Below are 17,630 nucleotides of genomic sequence, written 5' to 3'. Positions count from 1 at the left end.
CACTGCTTCGGTGCTCGGGTACATCTTTCTAAAATGCCAGGGTCTGGTTGAACGCCCCTTGGGGCGCTGCCTGGTGGAGCGCCTGGTTGATCTACTGCTTGCGGTGCTGTGCCTGTGCAGCCAGACGGACCGCGGCGTTCCCAGCGCCGTAGCCGTCGTAGCCGCCGCGTCGTTCGACGATTTCGAGGAAGAAGCGTTGATCGAGTTGTGCGGTGTAGGCGTGGAAGAACTCGCCGCCGCGTTCGTCGCGGTCGTAGAGAATGTTGCGGGCGCGCAGGGCTTCGATCGTCTCGTCCGGCAGCGCGTAGCGAGCGGCGAGATCGTCGTAGTAGTTGCGCGGGATTCGCAGGATCGGCAGACCGGCTTCAACGAATCGAGGAATCGCCGAGAAGATGTCCCCTGTGCGGAACGCCACGTGATTCAGGCCGGAGCCGCGATAGGCGTGCAACGCCTCTGCCACCGCAGTATGCCGATCCACGGAAGCGTTCAGCGCGATGCGCACCGAGCCGTCGCGGCTGCGTAACGCCCGGCTGCGCACGAGGCCGTACGGATCGGGCACCAGCCAGCTCGGCTCCGCCTCGAAGCCGAAGGCCGTGCGGAAGAACAGCACCCACGTATCGAGCGAGTCCGCGGGCAGCGACAGTACGACGTGGTCGATGTTTGTCAGAAGCGCAGGTTCGGCAATATTGCCGCTTTTGTTCAACAGGAAATCGGCTTCGAACAGGGTGGGTTCGTCGGGCGTTTCGTCGACGAAGTAGTTGAGGCTGCCATCCGGCGCGCGCACGGCGGGCAGCACGCGTTCGTTCGGTCCGACCTGGCCCGAGAACGGCGCATAACCAAACCCGGCCGCGCGCTCGAACGCGAGTCTCGCGTCGTCGACGCGCAGCGCCGACGCGCACAACGACAGTCCGTGTTGCTGAAAGAACGCGCTGGCGAACGAATCGGCCTCGGCGTTCAGCACGATCGAAGCGGCGCCGTGCTGATACAACGTGACGTCCTTGGAGCGATGCCGTCCGGCATTTCGGAAACCGAGTTTGCCGAGCCAGTCGGCGAGATGCGTGCGTGCCGCGTCGTCCACTGCGAATTCGAGGAACTGAAAACCGATGTGCGCAGGGGCAGGAGACGGTTGATAGAGCTGTTCGGTCCGCTGCTTGCCGTGGCCCTGCTGATCCAGCCTCGCACGCGTCTGCTCCTCAAGAAACAGCAACGAACGATGCCCGTCCGCTGCGGTCGCTGCCGTGGGTGCTGCGCGAAATCCGTCGTTGAAAATCTCGAGCGAAAGCGGCCCCTGGTAGCCGGTTTCGACCACACGCGCAGTAAACCCCGCAACATCAAAATCGCCCTGGCCCGGAAAGCAGCGGTAGTGGCGGCTCCATTCAAGCACATCCATCGCGAGCCTGGGCGCATCGGCGATCTGCACGAAGGTGATGCGCTCGCCTGGAATGGCCGCAATCTCGTCCACCGGATCGTCGATCGACAGCGTATGGAAGCTGTCGAGCACGATGCCGAGATTCGGATGACCGACGGCATCCACGAGCCGCCACGCGTGCCGGTACGAATTCACATGACGCCCCCAGGCGAGCGCCTCGTAACCGGCAATCACATCCGCCTGCTCCGCCGCCAGCGCAAGCGCGCCCAGCTGATCGACGATCAGCGCGTCGTCGCGCAGCGTATCCGCCTGCACATTGCTGCAGACCAGAATGCGGTCGGTGCCCAGTTCATGCATCAGATCGAACTTGCGCTTCACGCGATCGAGATTGCGCGCGAGCCGCTCGGCGCTCACGCCCTCGAAATCGCGAAACGGCTGGAACAGCATGATTTTCAGACCGAGATCGGCGGCGATGCGGCGCACGTCGGCGGGCGAGCCGTCGAAATAGAGCAGGTCGTTCTCGAAGATCTCGACGCCGTCGAAGCCCGCCGCCTGAATCGCGGTCAGCTTCTCTACCAGTGTTCCACTAATCGAAACGGTGGCGATCGAAGTTTGCATCAACGGCTCCTGCAAGCGAGAAATGGACCAATCCGTTACCTATGAGTATCGACTCAACGGGTGCTATCCGCCACATTAGCTGGATTTTTCGTGATTCTATACAAACTAACTAGATCGTACAAATTCGTATAAACCCCAGAAGACCAAACTGTCGATCGGGCGCACACTAGCGCCATGATGGGGAAAAGCGGCCGCGCGCCGGCCGCCTGACTTCGGCACTGATCTTATGGAGTGGCTGCAATGAGTTTCGCCTCGGTACTGGTCCTGAACGGACCGAATCTCAATCTGCTTGGCACGCGTGAACCGGCCATTTACGGCTCCGAAACGCTCGAAGACGTGGGGCGCATGTGCCGCGACGCAGCACAGCGGCTCGATCTGGCGCTCGACTTCTGCCAGTCGAACGCGGAGCATCAACTGATCGACTGGCTGCACGCGGCCCGTATCAAGGTGGACGGCGTGATCATCAATCCTGCGGCCTATACGCATACGTCCGTGGCACTAGCCGATGCACTGACCGCGATCGACAAGCCGGTGATCGAAGTGCACATTTCCAATGTGCATCGCCGCGAAGCGTTCCGGCATCACTCGTATGTGTCGCCGATTGCCGAGGCGGTGATCATCGGCTGCGGCACGCAGGGCTACGTGCTGGCACTGGAACGGATGGCGGTGATTCTGAAGGCGAGGACTGCAAAATGACGATGTCGGCTAGCAACAAATCGTATCTGGTCGGGCTGATCGGCTCCGGCATCGGCGGTTCGCTGACACCGGCGATGCATGAGGAAGAGGGTAGCCAGCTCGGTCTGCGTTACGTGTATCGCCGTATCGATCTGGAAGCGCTGAAGGTCGACGTCTCCGCGTTGCCCGACATTCTCGTCGCGGCCGAGCGGATGGGTTTCAACGGCCTGAACGTCACGTACCCATGCAAGCAGCAGATCATTCCTCTGCTGGACGAACTATCTCCTGACGCTCATGCGTTAGGCGCCGTCAACACAGTACTGCTGAAGGACGGCAAGCGTATCGGCCACAACACCGACTGGTCCGGTTTTGCCCGCGCCTTCGAGCGAGGTTTGCCGGACGTATCGCTCGAACGCGTCGTGCAACTGGGCGCAGGCGGCGCGGGTGCGGCTGTCGCCCATGCGGCATTGCAGATGGGTGCGCAGACGCTGACGCTATTCGATGTGGACGCGTCCCGCGCGCACATCCTCGCCGATGAATTGCAGGCGCGCTTCCCCGCTTCGATCGTGCGTGCAGGCGACTCGCTTGCCGATGCGCTCGCCCACGCCAACGGGCTGATTCACGCGACGCCGACCGGCATGGCCAAGTTGCCCGGCATGCCGCTGCCGGCCGAGTTGCTGCACAGCGGCTTGTGGGTGGCCGATATCGTCTATTTCCCGATTCGTACAGCACTGTTGCGGGCAGCCGAAGCAGCGGGTTGCCGCACGCTGTCCGGTGGCGGAATGGCGGTCTATCAGGCGGTCGACGCCTTCCGCATCTTTACCGGACTGGAGCCGGATGCCGAGCGGATGTTCGCTCACTTCCAGACGCTGTTGCCGCGCGAGTAGACAGCGGCCGGCCGTGCCGCAAATCCAACGAGACATGAAGGAGACAAAGATGCCGCATCCGCTTCATTCCGCCCATTCCGATCTTCCGGAGCCGGGCCCGCAGACCGCTAACGCCGCCGTGGCCGGCGCGCGCCGTACAAAGGTGCGCTACCGCATCCTCGCGCTGCTAGCGATCGGTACGATGATCAACTATCTCGACCGTACCGTGCTCGGCATCGCGGCGCCGCAGCTGACGAAGGAACTGGGCATCAATGCAGCGCTGATGGGCCTGATGTTTTCGGTTTTCTCGTGGAGCTACGTGGCGTCGCAGATTCCGGGTGGACTGTTTCTCGACCGCTTCGGCAGCAAGGTCACGTACTTTCTGTCGATGACGTTCTGGTCCCTGTGCACGCTCGCCCAGGGACTGGTGCACGGCATTGCGCCGCTGTTTGCATTCCGGCTTGGATTGGGGGTCGCAGAGTCGCCGTGCTTTCCGACCAACAGCCGCGTCGTGGCGACGTGGTTTCCGCAAAGCGAGCGGGCGATGGCGACGGGCACCTACACCGTCGGCGAATATATCGGCCTCGCGTTCTTCAGTCCGTTCCTGTTCGCGCTGATGGGTGCGTTCGGCTGGCGCTCGCTGTTTTACGTGGTGGGTGCCGTAGGCCTGGTGTTTGGCCTCGTCTGGTGGTTCTGCTACCGCGAACCGCGCGATCATCCGGCGGCCAACGCGGCGGAACTCGATTACATCGAAGCAGGCGGCGGCCTTACCCATCGCAAGAACAACACGGGCGAAGCGAAGCCGAAGTCGGGCGGCTTCGAGTGGCGCACCATTGGACAACTGCTCAAGCATCGCCAGCTTACCGGCATCTGTCTCGGCCAGTTCGCCGGCAATTCGACGCTGGTGTTCTTCCTCACGTGGTTCCCGACCTATCTGGCCACCGAGCGTCATATGGCCTGGCTCAAGATCGGCTTCTTCGCGATCATGCCGTTCATTGCAGCGTCGATCGGCGTGATGTTCGGCGGCACGTTTTCGGACTGGCTGCTGCGGCGCGGCGTCTCGCCGAACGTGGCGCGCAAGCTGCCGATCATCGCCGGGCTGCTGCTTGCCTCGACGATCGTGCTGGCCAACTACGTCGAAAGCAACGTGACTGTGATCGTGATTCTGTCTGTGGCGTTCTTTGCGCAGGGGATGGCGGCGCTCGGCTGGACGCTCGTCTCGGACATCGCACCGGACGGCCTGCTCGGCGTGACGGGCGGCATCTTCAACTTTGCGGCGAATCTGGCTGGGATCATTACGCCGCTGGCGGTGGGGCTGATCGTGGCGTGGACCGGCTCGTTCGTCGGCGCGCTGGTGTTCATCGGCGCGATCGCGCTGATCGGCGCACTGTCGTACATCTTTATCGTCGGCGATATCAAGCGGATCGTGCTGACCGATTAAGCCAGCCAGCGCGCGCCTGTCCGGCAGCGCGCGTCAGTGTTGCGCTTCGTTGCGCACGAAGCGCAGCACGGCGTCGACCACCATGGCCCGGTGCCGCGTGCGCAGACGCGGATGCGACGGATCGCGACCAAACGCGGTGCCGAACGTATGGCGATTGCCGATCCGGTGAAAGCACAGCGAGCTGATAAGCAGGTGCAGATCGATCGCATCCACGTCGCTGCGAAACTGCCCGCTTGCGACGCCGCGCGCCAGCAGATCTTCGATGGTTTCGATCGCGCTCGCGTTGCGGTTTTTGAACGTCTTCAACTGCTCGACGTACTTGGCGCCGTGAATGTTCTCGATGGTAATGAGGCGCACGAAGTCGCGATGACGGTCGTGATAATCGAAGGTAAATTCGACCAGCTTGCGCATCCCTTCCACGGGATCGAGTTCGCTGACGTGCAGATCCTGTTCGAGCGCACGAATGTCGCCGTACACCTTCTCCAGCACGGCCTGGTACAAGCCTTCCTTGCTCTCGAAGTAGTAGTACAGCATTCGCTTGGTGGTGTTGGTGCGCTCGGCGATGGCGTCCACGCGCGCACCGGTCAGCCCCATGGCGGAAAACTCCTGGGTGGCGACTTCGAGGATGTTGCGTTTCGTCTCTTCGGGATCGTACTTGCGGCGGGCGTCGCTGCCCCGAGGTTCGGACGGGATGCCGCTCTGATCTGGCGCGGCGGCCTTGCTTCCCTTTTTCATTGTGTGCTTAAGCGGCGATGACGGCGCATTCTAGCATGGCGAAAATCGGCGCTTGTTGCTGCGTTTTACCGCTTGCGGCGGGTTTGCTGCTTGATGTCGGGCGCGGGGGCGGAGGGTATCAGGAACGCGTCCGGCGGCGTGCCGCGAGAGCGTCGCGGGCCTGCATGGCGGTGTAGGTCAACTGCGCGGCGGCCAGCCCGAGCGTGCCGAACGTGGGCGTCAGTCCGAACGTGGCGAACGCTTCCGGGACCGCCCGCTCGCCGGCAATCGCCGCCGCCAGCAGTTCGCCTGAAACGGTAGTGGGAGCCATCCCGTGTCCGCCGAAGCCGACCGCGTACCAGACACCGTCGGCGCTCTGGCCAATCTGCGGCATCTTGTGCCGCGCGTAGCTCATCAGGCCGCCCCATGCATACTCGACCCGCACGTCGTGCAGTTGCGGATAGACCTTCAGCAGATCGGCCCGCAGCAGCCTGGCGATGGCCTCCGGCTCGCGGTTGCGCACGGAGATCCGGCCGCCCCAGAGGATGCGCGTGTCGGGCAGCGGGCGGTAGTAGTCGAAGGCGAAGCGCGTGTCGTAGATCGCCGCGGCGGTATTGATCGCCTCTTTCAGACGCTCGCCCAGCGGCTCTGTCGCCATGACGTAGGTGGCGATCGGCAGCACCGCGCGTTCAACCTGGCGGTAGACGTTGCGCGCGTACCCGCCGCCTGCCATCACGACTTGCCGTGCCTCGACGGCGCCGCTGGCGGTTTCAACCAGATAGCCGCTGCCCTGCCGCTGCAGCTGTACGACTGGCGAGTGCTCGTAGATTTGCGCGCCCGCCGCGGCGACGGCAGCCGCGACGCCGAGGACATACTTCAGCGGATGGAAGTGGAACGCGTTGCGCTCCAGCAGGCCGCCGTGATAGCGGCGCGTTTTCAGTTGCGTGGCAAGCGTGGCGGCGTCGACTGGCTCCCACTCGACAGCGAACGAGTCTTTCATCAGACGCCGCTGCGTCTCGAGGCGTGCCGGTTCGTCGAACCAGTTCGCGAGAATCACACCGGCGTGGGTGTCGTCGCATTCGATCCCGTAACGCCTGATACGCTGCCGCATCAGATCGACCGCGTCGGTGGTGAGCGCGTAGAGCTCGCGAGCCCGTGCAGGTCCGAGGACGTTGAGCAGATCGGCGCAGTCGAGGCTATAGCCGCCGAACACGAAACCGCCGTTGCGCCCGGACGCGCCGAACCCCACGTGCTGCGCTTCGAGCACGACCACGTCGCGCACGCCGCGCTCGACAAGTCCAAGCGCTGTCGACAAACCGGCGAGGCCGCCGCCGATAATGCATACGTCGGCGGCGCGCTTGCCGGACAGAGACGCCCGCTCGGGGCGAACCACGGTGGCTTCGTAAAAGCTTTGCATGAGAGGGAGAGAGCCGGCGCCTGCTTTTGTCTGGCAGGCGCCGGCATAAGACGTTGAGATCAGGACACCGGCAACAGCTTGCCGCTGAATACAACCGGACCGCTCGGGCCGTCCGGATTCGGCGAGCCGCCGGGCGGCTCGATCGAGATGGCGAGGGCGGCGTAGTTTTCAGGCCGTTGCTCGCCCGCGGTGACCTTGCCGTTGCCGCTGTTGGGCATGATCCCAAGCGAGACCGGATGGCCGCTTGCCGGGATACCCCACAACTGCATTGCCCGGTCAGGTGGCAACTGGACATCGCCGAGGCGGTGCAGCGTCATGGACGAATGAGCTTCGTCCCATGCCACCAGCAAGACCGGTTGCGCGTCTTTGTTGTTGAGCACCGCCACGTGCGACACCACGGCTTCGCCTTGCTCCGCCACCGTCTGCGAAGATCCGGACGGACCGGCGCCGAATGGCAGCAGCGAACGGACGGCGACCACCACGGCAATCGCCGCGAGCGCGGTGACGCCGATCGCCCAGCCGCGCCAGAAGGCTAGGTTGTCGAACCAGTTGCGCGCCGGGCGGGCGGCTGCTTCCGAAGGCACTGGCGGCACCGGCTGCAGGCCAGCCGCCGCGCTGCGCGCGGAGACGAAACCGAGCCGCTGCTCGATGGCCTCCCAGACCGCCGCCGACGGCATGCGCGCCGGGACGAGTTCAGCCATCGGCTCGAGCCGTTGCTGCCATTCTTCCAGCAAGCGGCGAATCACGACGTCGTGTTCCGCGTAGAACTGCAGCCGTCGCCGCGCGCCGCCGCGCAGTGTGCCGACGGCATATTCGGCGGCCAGCATATCGACCAGTTGGGGATAGCGGTGCAGATTCATTGCACACCCCCCAGACAGCTTTTCAGTTTGGCGAGGCCGCGCCGTATCCACGACTTGACCGTGCCGAGCGGAACGGTCAGCGTTTCCGCAATCTCGCTATGGCTCTGGTCGCGCAGATACGCCAGCGCGACTGCCTGCCGCTGCGCCGGTTCGAGCTGCTGCATGCAGCCGTCCAGAAGCCGTGCCTGCAGGCTCACTGCCGACAGCGCTTCCGGATCAGGATCCCCCGTGGCCACAAGATCGTCCAACGCATCACTCCATTCTGTTTCCTGCGTATTCACCCGCCGCAGGTGATCGAGCGCACGGTTGCGGACGATCGCCGACATCCAGGTCATGGGAGCCGACAAACCGCGCCGGTAGTCTCCCGCAAACCGCCAGATGTTGACGAAGCTATCCTGCAGGACCTCTTCGGCCCACTCATGCTTGCTCAATATACGGAGCGCAAGGCCAAACAGTTTCGGTGCCGCGGCGTCATATAGCTCCCGCAGTGCCGCAGAATCCTCCCTGGCAATGCGTTCGAGCAACTCGGTGAGCGTCTCCGGCGTTAGTTCGTGAGTGTTTGCGGTCATGGGGAAATGAGTGATGGCATGCGGAGGTATGTTACTCAATTTCCGTCGAGGGTTATATCCGCATTTCTAACGCCTTATCTGCATCCGTTGCGCCTGTGGCTACGTATAGGGGTCGTAGGCAGTCCTGCGCCAAGAGCCATAACCGCCGTGTGCCAATGGCCGCGCAGGGAAGGGAGGACGGGGTAGGGGTGGTGACCAGTGCTGTATTCCGACGGGGGCAGGTGCCGGGAACAGCGTCACGCCGGGCGGGACAGCAAGCGTCTGGCGGGCAGGCAGTAAAGATGGAGTAGAGCAGGCTCATTCGGCGGGATGGTCAGGCTGGTTGGCGAAAAACGCCACCGGCCTGACCGGAATGAGCCGGATTACTTGCCCCAGCGCAGCACCAGCGGGTCGAGACGACGCGCGATGGTCAAGAGGCCGGCGCGGGTAGCGGGGTGCATCGGCAGCAGCGGATGACGTACCGCCTCAGAGCGGATCACGCCGCCTTCCTTCATGAGCGCCTTGCAGGCCGCGAGCCCACCTTGGCGATTCTCGAAGTTGATGAGCGGCAGCCAGCGCTGATATTGAGCCGCGGCCTCTTCGGTGTCGCCGGCCGCATAGGCATCGACGATCAGCCGGATGCCGTCGGGATAGCCGCCGGCCGTCATCGCACCGGTTGCGCCCGCATCCAGATCGGCCATCAGCGTGATCGCTTCTTCGCCATCCCACGGGCCGACGATCGAGTCGCCGCCGAGTTCGATCAGTTCGCGCAGCTTCGAGGCCGCCTGCGGGACTTCGATCTTGAAGTACGAGACGTTGCGCAACTCGCGCGCCATCTTCGCCAGGAAAGGTGCCGAGAGGGCCGTGCCGGCAACCGGCGCGTCCTGGATCATGATTGGAATATCGATCGCGTCCGAGACCTTCTTATAGAACTCATAGATGCCGCGCTCACCCACCCGGATCGTCGCGCCGTGATACGGCGGCATGACCATGACCATCGCGGCGCCCGCATCCTGCGCGGCGCGGCTGCGCTGTGCACACTGGTAGGAGCTGAAATGCGTGGTCGTGACGATCACCGGCACGCGTCCGGCGACATGCTCCAGCGCTACGTTGATCAGCGTGCTGCGTTCGTCGTCGGAGAGCGTGAACTGCTCGGAGAAATTCGCGAGGATGCACAGGCCGTTGGAGCCCGCGTCGATCATGAAGTCGAGGCAGCGCTTTTGACCTTCGAGGTCGAGCTGGCCGTTGTCGTCGAAGATGGTCGGCGCGACGGGAAATACGCCGCGATAAGGTGTCGGGTGGGTTGCTTGGTTCATGGCTGGGTGTGCTTGACGATGAGCTTTCGTGTTGACCTGATGGATGGGCTAAAACGTTTTGCCAGAGGGTAGAGATAAAGGTCGGTGTCGCCCGGCGCAAGCGTAGGCAGCCGCGCGGCTCGGTCGCCCGTGGGGGCATCTGATTGTCTCCAGGACCGACTATACGGCGGTCCGTTCCGGCCTGTATAGTGAAATGTTTCCATCCTGTGATCGCTTTTACGACTCACCCGGATTCGTCCCGCGCTTATACGAAACCCACATTTCACATCTCACATGAAAGATACGTTGAACGTGCTGCTGTCGCGCTTGCGCATGAAGCAGTTGCAACTGCTGATCGCGCTCGACGACCATAAGTCGCTGCACAAGGCGGCCGGCGCCATGGCGATGACGCAGTCCGCAGCGAGCAAGGCGCTGCAGGAACTGGAGTCGATGCTGGAAGCGCCGCTTTTCGAGCGTTCGAAAAACGGCATGATCGCGAACCAGTTCGGCCACTGCGTGATCCGCTACGCGCGGCTACTGGCAACGGATCTCACTTCGTTGTGCCAGGACATTGCGGAACTCCGCTCGGGGCGCGGCGGACGTCTGGCGATCGGCGCCATCATGGGAGCGATTCCGGAGCAGGTCGTGCCGGTGCTCAACGAACTGCACGCGAGCCAGCCGAATCTGTCGATTGAGATTGTCGAAGACACGAGCGCGCGCATGTTGCTGCAACTCGACGAGGGAAGGCTCGATCTGGTAATCGGGCGCGCGGCAGTCAGCGCCGATCCGTCGAGATATCAGTATCAGTCGTTGGGTGACGAACCGCTTTCGCTGGTGGTGGGATACGCGCATCCGCCCATCTGGCGCAAGAAACTGACGTTGCGCGATCTGGCCGGACACCGCTGGGTGACCTACCCGAGCCATATGCCGCTGCATGCGCTGCTCGAGCGCGAAATGGATCTGGCCGGCATGAGCATGCCGGTAAGCCCGATCTCGACCGCGTCGACGTTCGTCACGGTCGCGCTGCTTCAGGAAGCGGCGGATCTGGTGTCGGTTCTGCCGACCGGAATTGCCGAACTGTTCGCGAAGCACAAGATGCTGCGCATCCTGCCAGTCAAGCTCAAGTCGCAGTCGCAAACTTTCGGGATTGTGTCGCGCAAGGGAGGGGTGCTGTCGCCGCCGGCGGAGCAATTTGTCCAGCTATTGCGCGCGCGAAAACCATGAATATCGCACTTCGCAAGCCGCTGCGCTACGTCTCGCGAAAATGGTGTTGTTGGCGCGAGACTGTGGGGTAATTTCGGACCGTTTGTGCGCTCTCAATCCGCGCTACACTGAACCGGATGCAGGCACGTTTCACAGATAAACGCCTGCTAGGGGGATGCCGCCATGAATCGGCCACTTGTTCGGTTACCGCTTCGCATTGCCGCCGCTCCGTCGGTGTGGAAGTGGATCAAATGGTCGCTGGTCGCTGCCGTTCTGGTGGCGCTAGCAATTCTGGCGAAGCTTTGCCAGATCGAAATAGAAACCTCCCGCCTGCAGGCGCGCTACCTGTCCGAGTTGACACGCGACGTGGACTTCACGCTCGCGGACGGAGCGAGCCCCAATATCCGTTTTCCCGCTAACGGTCCGTACGACGAACGGCTCGGCTACGCGTTGCTGCCTTCGTTTCAGCAACGTCTGACCGCGCACGGTTTCGTCGTGGCTTCCCAGGCGCGCGACTCCGAACGCATGCTTTCGCTCGCGGATAACGGCCTGTTCCTGCCGTATCAGGAGAAAGATCAGGCGGGCCTGCAACTGTTCGACGGCACCGGCGCACCGCTTTTCGACGCCAACTATCCGCGCCGGATCTATAGCAGTTTCGACGCGGTGCCGCCACTCGTCGTCAAGTCGCTGCTATTTATCGAGGACCGCGAACTGTTGGACCCCAACCAGCCGAACCGTAATCCGGCCATCGATTGGGGCCGGTTCGGCCATGCGCTGCTCGACCAGGGCGCGCGCTTTTTCAACCGCCATCAGGCGCAGCCGGGCGGCAGCACGCTCGCCACGCAGATCGAAAAATTCCGCCACTCGCCGGATGGGCGCACCGCGACGCCGCCTGAGAAATTGCGCCAGATCGCTTCCGCTTCGGTGCGCGCTTATCTTGACGGACCGCAGACCATGCCGGCGCGGCGCGAAATCGTCGTGCAGTACCTTAATACAGTGCCGCTATCGGCGCAGGCGGGGGCTGGCGAAATCAACGGTATCGGCGATGGTCTTGCTGCGTGGTACGGACGCGATTTCGCGGAAGTGAATGCGCTGCTGAACGCGCCGACGTCAGCCGACAATCTCACCGAGCAGGCGCTGGCGTTCCGCCAGGTGCTCTCGCTGATGATCGCGCAGCGCGCGCCATCGTTCTTTCTTCACCACGGCTACGCTGAACTTGGGCGCATGACGGACAGCTATTTGCGGCTGCTCGCGGCGGGAGGTGTCATCTCCACGTCATTGCGCGACGCGGCACTGAACGCGCAGCTTGCGCTCAGCCCGACGCAGATTCCGGAAGCGGACGCGTCGTTTATCAGCCGCAAAGCGGTCACGTCGATGCGTGCGCATTTGCTGGCGGCCCTTGGCGTGCGCAGCTTTTATGAACTCGACCGGCTCGACCTGCAGGCTACCGGCACGCTCAACAACGCGGTTCAGCAGGCGGTGAGCGACCGGCTCGCGAGTGCGGCGACCAAGGACGGTGCGCAGGCCGCCGGGCTGTATGGTTTCGAAATGCTGCGTCCCGGCGACGATCCGTCGAAGATCACCTACAGCCTGACGCTCTATGAACGCCACAACGGTTCGAACCTCGTGCGCGTGCAAACGGACAGCGTCAACGAACCGTTCGATATCAACTCGGGCGCGCGCCTGAATCTGGGTTCGACCGCGAAGCTGCGCACGGTCATTACCTATCTGCAGATCGTGTCCGATCTGCACGCGCGTTACTCGTCGATGAGCGCGGCCGATCTCAAGAAGGTTCAGCCCGATCCACAAGATGCACTGACGAAGTGGTCTTTGGACTATCTGGCGCAGACTCAGGACCGCTCGTTGCAGGCGATGCTCGATGCCGCCGTGCAGCGCAAATACTCCGCCAATGCAGGCGAAACGTTCTACACCGGCGGCGGTGCGCAGACTTTCACCAATTTCGAATCGAGCGACAACGGCCAGATTCTGACCATCCAGCGGGCGTTCCAGCACTCGGTGAACCTGGTGTTCGTGCGGCTGATGCGTGACATCGTGCGCTACGAAATGATCCAGACTTCCGGGCCGTCGACAGCATGGCTCGACGATCCAGCCGCGCGCCAGCTTTACCTGAAGAGCTTCGCCGATCAGGAAAGCCGCGTCTATATGAAGCGCTTTTACGCGAAGTACCACGGCAAGACGCCCGACGACGCGCTCAGTGTGATGCTGCACAGCGTGCACAAGTCGCCGCCGCGGATTGCGACCGTGCTGCGCAGTGTGGCGCCTAACGGATCGCAGAGCTGGTTCGATGCGCAGATGCGTGCCCAGCTAAAAGGCACGCCGGCGCAGTGGCTTGGCGACGACGATCTGGCGAAGCTCTATACGAAGTACAGCATGGACAGCTTCAATCTGAACGACCGGGGCTATATTTCGCGCGTGCATCCGCTGGAACTGTGGCTGGTGAACTATCTGCGCGAACATCCGGACGCTACGCTCGATCAGGTTCAGCAGGCGAGCGCCGACGTGCGGACCTCGACGTATTCCTGGCTCTTTAAGACGCGCTATCACGCGACTCAGGACCGCCGCATCAAGCGCATGATCGAGTTGCGCGCTTACGATGCGATCGGCAAGTCGTGGCAGGCGCTCGGCTATCCGTTCTCCAACCTGACGCCTTCGTATGCGGCGGCGATCGGCGCATCGGGTGACCGGCCGGCGGCGCTGGCGGAACTGATTGGCGTGATCGCCAACGGCGGCAACAAGGTGCCGACCGAGAACATCACGCAACTCGATTTCGCAAAAGGCACGCCGTACGAAACGCATTTCGTGCGCGCAAGCGTGGCGTCGCAGACGCAGTTGTCGCCGCAGATCGTCAATGTCGTGCACGGGATGTTGAGCGATGTGGTGCAGGGCGGCACGGCCAAGCGTCTCGCGGACGGCATGACGTTCCCCGATGGCAAGACCCTGCCGGTATTCGGCAAGACCGGTACGGGCGATCAGCGGTTCGAGGTGTGGGCGAAGGGCGGCAGGCTGATCGAGTCGCGCAAGGTGAACCGGAGTGCGACGTTTGTGTTCATTATGGGCGACCGGTTCTATGGCACGCTGACTGCCTACGTTCACGAGCCGTATGCGGCGCGGTATGACTTTACGAGTGCGATGTCGGTGCAACTGCTGAAGTCGCTTGCGCCCGCGTTGCAGCCGTTGATGGATGAACCGAAGGCGCCGGCTGCGCCGACGGCGGGTGCGGATGCGGTGAAGCGGAGCTGAGTGGGGGAGAAGGGCGAGGGCGGCTTCTGCGAGGCTGCTCGCCGCTGCAGTCGGCTTTGGTCTCGAAGTTCCATCTAACGTGTTGGCCGCATCCCCGGCGCTTAGTACCCGGCTCTTAGCGCTTTCACATGCCTAGCGCTTCGCGCCTCGCGCTTAACGGCCGCATGCCGGCTCATGGTGCCGGGCTCTTAATATCCCGCTTCCGTCGCCGGCTTAAGAAACAGCTCATGCACTGGGGCAAAGTGCGCGTAGAGCGGCAGGATCGCGCCGCCCATCGCACGCGCGTCCGCGCCAATGGTGCCCTCCAGCAATTGCGGCCGCACCATGCCCTCCCAGACGAAACCATCCAGAACGCGCTCGGTACGGCGGATGATTTCTCGCACCAGTTGACGGTCCAGTTCGCCGTCGATCACCACCGCTTCGAGGTCGAGCAGCGCAGTCGCATTGATCAGCGCGCCGGCAATCGCCGGACAAGCCGTATCGAGCCATTGTTCGGTCACACGCCACCATTCCGGCGACAAGGCCCGATGATCGTGTGCGGCAGCGGCTGGCGCTCCGGCATCACTCAATAGTTGTTCGAGCACAAAGCCGGATGCGGCGTGCAGCAACTGACGCGTCGGTTGCTTCGCCCCGACTTCGCCAGTACCGCCGCCACCGCCCGCGACAGGAATCGAGCCAACAGCCCCTGCGTTATCGTGCGGACCGCTGTGGAGCCGTCCGTCGATCACCATCCCGCCGCCAATGAACGTGCCGACAAACAAATAGAGAAAGTTATGGATGCCGCGTCCCTGACCCATCACCAGTTCGGCGGCGCAAGCGGCAGTGGTGTCCTTGGCGAATTCGACCGGCAAGCCGGTCATCGCCGCGATACGCGCGCGGATATCGATGTCGTGCCACGCATCGAGCGCATCCGGCGGCGCGCCCAGAAAATCGCGCCAGCCGCCGAGCCACAAAGGCGCAGCCACGCCTACCCCAACCACTTGCCGCGTCCGTTCGCCGAGCGTTTCGTTCAGCCGCGCGAGCTTGGTTTCGAGCGCCGGAAACAGCACCCGCGGATCGGGATACGCGTACTCGAGCACGTCGCGGCTGCACACGTGTCCGACGAAGTCCATCGCCAGCACATCCAGACTGCGGCGCCCGACCTTGATGCCGATCGTGTAGGCGCCTTCGGGACGCAACGCGATCGGCACCGACGGCTGTCCGATGCGCCCGCGCACGCGCGGCTGCCGCGCGAGCAGGCCGTCGTCGATCAGACGGTCGACGATCATCGAAACCGTCTGCATCGAAAGACGCGTCAGGCGGCCCACGTCGGCTTTCGCGAGCGGGCCATGCAGGCGGATCGCCTGCAGCACGATCCGCTCGTTGAATTGCCGCATGCCGACCTGATTCGAGCCGACGGTGCGCTTGAGCGGCGAGCGGGTGCCGGTGGTATCCATCGTGGGCGGCCCGTCAGCAGGGTGCGTGCGTCATGCGATTGCCTTGACGTCCGCTTCCTTCGCGCCGGTCATGATGGCGACCGCGTCGGACATATGAATGTCCTTCTTGTTGACGAGCGCCGCGCGCCGGCCCAGCCGCTGGATATGGATACGATCGGCAATCTCGAACACGTGTGGCATGTTGTGGCTGATCAGGATCACCGGCAGTCCGCGGTCGCGCACGCGCCGGATCAGTTCGAGCACCATGTTGCCTTCCTTGACGCCGAGTGCTGCGGTCGGCTCATCGAGAATCACCACGTGACGCGCAAACGCTGCGCTACGCGCCACCGCGACACCCTGGCGCTGGCCGCCCGAGAGCGTCTCTACCGCCTGACGCATCGAACGGATGCCGATCTGCAAGCCCTTCATGTGTGCGGTGGCCTCTTCGAGCATGCGGCGCTTGTCGATCATCTTGAAGATCGAGCCGCGCCAGCCTGGCTTGACGAGTTCGCGCGCGAGGAACAGGTTTTCGGCGATGCTCATGGCCGGAGCCACAGCGAGATCCTGATACACGGTTTCGATGCCCTGGGCACGTGCATCGAGCGGACTGCGAAATCTTACCGGCTTGCCGTCGAGCAGAATCTCGCCTTCGTCCGGCACGGTCGCGCCCGAGAGCGCCTTGATCAGCGACGACTTGCCCGCGCCGTTATCGCCGATCACGGCCATGATTTCGCCGGGCATCACTTCAAAGTCGCAGCCGTCGAGGGCCGTAACCTGGCCATAGCGCTTGACGATTCCACGCGCCTGCAGAACCGGCGTTTGGGAAGCAGTTTGGGGTGTAGACATGACAGGCTCCTGGTGGATCATCGAGCGCCGCGGTGGGACAGCTTGTCGGCGGCGACGGCGAGGATCACCAGCATGCCGGTGATCAACACCTGATAGACCGACGACACGCCGATCAAGGTCAGGCCATTGCGAAACACGCCGACAATCAGCGCGCCGAGCAGGGTGCCGACAATCGAGCCGCGTCCGCCGAACAGACTGGTGCCGCCGAGCACGACCGCAGTGATGCTGTCGAGGTTTTCGGTTTGACCCGCTTGCGGATCGCCCACACCGGTCCGCGAAACCGACAACAGCGCGGCAACGCCGTAGATCGCGCCGGCCAGTGTGTAGACGGTGAGCAGGATGCGTTGCGACGAGAGGCCCATCAGGCGCGCGGCTTCGGCGTTGTTGCCGAGTGCGTACAGGTGCCGGCCGGGCACGGTGTCGCGCAACACGAACCAGGTGACGAGATACATCAGCAGCGTCAGCACGGTGCCGTAGGTCACCTGAGCCGGACCGACGCTGAACGTGTTGCCGAGGAACATGATCGCATCAGGCAGGTTCGAGACGCTTTCTGCGTTCGAGTAGATCTGCGTGAGCGCAAAGGCGATGTTCAGCGTGCCGAGCGTGACGATGAACGCGGGCAGTTTGATGCGCGTAATCAGGACCCCGTTGAGCGCGCCGAACAATGCGCTGGCCCCGATGCCGCAGAGGATCGCGAGGATCGGCGGCACGCCGAGGTTGACGGCGAACTTGGTCATGACGATGGAGCCGAACGCCATCACCATGCCGCAGGAAAGATCGATGCCTGCGGTCAGCACGATCAGCGTCTGGCCGATCGCGATGACGGCGACTACCATGGTCTGCTGAAGAATCAGCGAGAGGTTCTGGAACGACAGAAAGCGGTTGCTCTGCGAGATAAAGAAAATGCAGGCGAGCACAAGCGCGACAAGCGGACCGATTTCGGCGAGTGAAGGCAGCCGCTCGGAGAGAGGGCGGTGGCCACCAGCCGGGGCAGAAGGGGTCGACATGATGTGTTTCCTCGATGCTAGAGCCGTGGCGCGGCGGCCACGCGGCAAATCTGTGGGAGACCCGTGCGCGGGTCTCCCAGTTGCTTAGGAAGGCT

General features: G+C 63.3%; 14 protein-coding genes. 5 read left to right on the top strand and 9 right to left on the bottom strand.

Going from position 1 to position 17,630, the window contains the following annotated elements:
• Window positions 1-91: 91 nt before the first annotated feature.
• A complete protein-coding gene (locus tag P3T20_RS01895) occupies window positions 92-1,987 on the bottom strand; it encodes a bifunctional sugar phosphate isomerase/epimerase/4-hydroxyphenylpyruvate dioxygenase family protein (RefSeq protein ID WP_429285882.1) in 1,896 nt (631 codons plus the stop codon).
• 240 nt (window positions 1,988-2,227) lie between these two features.
• Here P3T20_RS01895 and aroQ point away from each other — a divergent pair, with 240 nt between their 5' ends.
• Genes aroQ through P3T20_RS01880 form a run of 3 tightly spaced genes read left to right on the top strand, consistent with a single transcriptional unit; the run spans window position 2,228 to window position 4,969 of the window.
• A complete protein-coding gene (gene aroQ, locus P3T20_RS01890; RefSeq protein WP_429285881.1) occupies window positions 2,228-2,683 on the top strand; it encodes a type II 3-dehydroquinate dehydratase in 456 nt (151 codons plus the stop codon).
• Window positions 2,680-3,549 (top strand): shikimate dehydrogenase, encoded by an 870-nt coding sequence (locus P3T20_RS01885; protein ID WP_429285880.1) that lies wholly within the window; start codon window positions 2,680-2,682, stop codon window positions 3,547-3,549. Before aroQ ends, P3T20_RS01885 begins: the two co-directional genes overlap by 4 nt.
• A gap of 49 nt (window positions 3,550-3,598) precedes the next feature.
• Window positions 3,599-4,969: an MFS transporter gene (locus P3T20_RS01880; RefSeq protein ID WP_074268957.1), complete on the top strand. Its 1,371-nt coding sequence runs from the start codon at window positions 3,599-3,601 to the stop codon at window positions 4,967-4,969.
• A 33-nt stretch (window positions 4,970-5,002) separates the two neighbouring features.
• On the opposite strand, the gene P3T20_RS01875 is transcribed toward P3T20_RS01880, so the two are convergent.
• The 5 genes from P3T20_RS01875 to P3T20_RS01855 form a co-directional block, all read right to left on the bottom strand.
• Entirely contained in the window at window positions 5,003-5,704 is a 702-nt protein-coding gene (locus P3T20_RS01875; RefSeq protein ID WP_074268956.1) for a TetR/AcrR family transcriptional regulator, read from the bottom strand.
• A gap of 118 nt (window positions 5,705-5,822) precedes the next feature.
• On the bottom strand, window positions 5,823-7,100 hold the full coding sequence (locus tag P3T20_RS01870) for an NAD(P)/FAD-dependent oxidoreductase (protein WP_429285879.1): 1,278 nt from the start codon (window positions 7,098-7,100) through the stop codon (window positions 5,823-5,825).
• Window positions 7,101-7,159: 59 nt separating this feature from the next.
• On the bottom strand, window positions 7,160-7,960 hold the full coding sequence (locus P3T20_RS01865; RefSeq protein ID WP_074268954.1) for an anti-sigma factor: 801 nt from the start codon (window positions 7,958-7,960) through the stop codon (window positions 7,160-7,162).
• Window positions 7,957-8,529 (bottom strand): RNA polymerase sigma factor, encoded by a 573-nt coding sequence (locus P3T20_RS01860; protein ID WP_074268953.1) that lies wholly within the window; start codon window positions 8,527-8,529, stop codon window positions 7,957-7,959. Before P3T20_RS01860 ends, P3T20_RS01865 begins: the two co-directional genes overlap by 4 nt.
• 362 nt (window positions 8,530-8,891) lie before the next feature.
• The gene (locus P3T20_RS01855; protein WP_429285878.1) at window positions 8,892-9,824 is read right to left on the bottom strand and encodes a dihydrodipicolinate synthase family protein; all 933 of its coding nucleotides are present in this window, start codon (window positions 9,822-9,824) and stop codon (window positions 8,892-8,894) included.
• A gap of 273 nt (window positions 9,825-10,097) precedes the next feature.
• On the opposite strand from P3T20_RS01855, the gene P3T20_RS01850 reads away from it, so the two are divergent.
• Both P3T20_RS01850 and P3T20_RS01845 read left to right on the top strand, forming a co-directional pair.
• Entirely contained in the window at window positions 10,098-11,027 is a 930-nt protein-coding gene (locus P3T20_RS01850; protein ID WP_429285877.1) for a LysR family transcriptional regulator, read from the top strand.
• Between the two features lie 162 nt (window positions 11,028-11,189).
• The gene (locus P3T20_RS01845) at window positions 11,190-14,267 is read left to right on the top strand and encodes a transglycosylase domain-containing protein (protein WP_429285876.1); all 3,078 of its coding nucleotides are present in this window, start codon (window positions 11,190-11,192) and stop codon (window positions 14,265-14,267) included.
• Between the two features lie 188 nt (window positions 14,268-14,455).
• Here P3T20_RS01845 and P3T20_RS01840 read toward each other — a convergent pair whose 3' ends face one another.
• Genes P3T20_RS01840 through P3T20_RS01830 form a run of 3 tightly spaced genes read right to left on the bottom strand, consistent with a single transcriptional unit; the run spans window position 14,456 to window position 17,535 of the window.
• Window positions 14,456-15,703 (bottom strand): ROK family transcriptional regulator, encoded by a 1,248-nt coding sequence (locus P3T20_RS01840; RefSeq protein WP_429285875.1) that lies wholly within the window; start codon window positions 15,701-15,703, stop codon window positions 14,456-14,458.
• 30 nt (window positions 15,704-15,733) lie between these two features.
• Window positions 15,734-16,528, bottom strand: a complete 795-nt coding sequence (locus tag P3T20_RS01835) for an ATP-binding cassette domain-containing protein (protein ID WP_429285874.1) — start codon at window positions 16,526-16,528, stop codon at window positions 15,734-15,736.
• 17 nt (window positions 16,529-16,545) lie between these two features.
• Complete coding sequence (locus P3T20_RS01830) at window positions 16,546-17,535, bottom strand: ABC transporter permease (protein WP_074268947.1); 990 nt, start codon at window positions 17,533-17,535, stop codon at window positions 16,546-16,548.
• Between the last annotated feature and the right edge of the window lie 95 nt (window positions 17,536-17,630).

Source organism: Paraburkholderia sp. GAS206C, assembly GCF_050435645.1.
GTDB classification, from domain to species: Bacteria; Pseudomonadota; Gammaproteobacteria; order Burkholderiales; family Burkholderiaceae; genus Paraburkholderia; species Paraburkholderia phenazinium_B.
The sequence above is the reverse complement of the archived record's forward strand: the minus strand, read 5'-3'. Positions and strand labels throughout refer to the sequence as shown.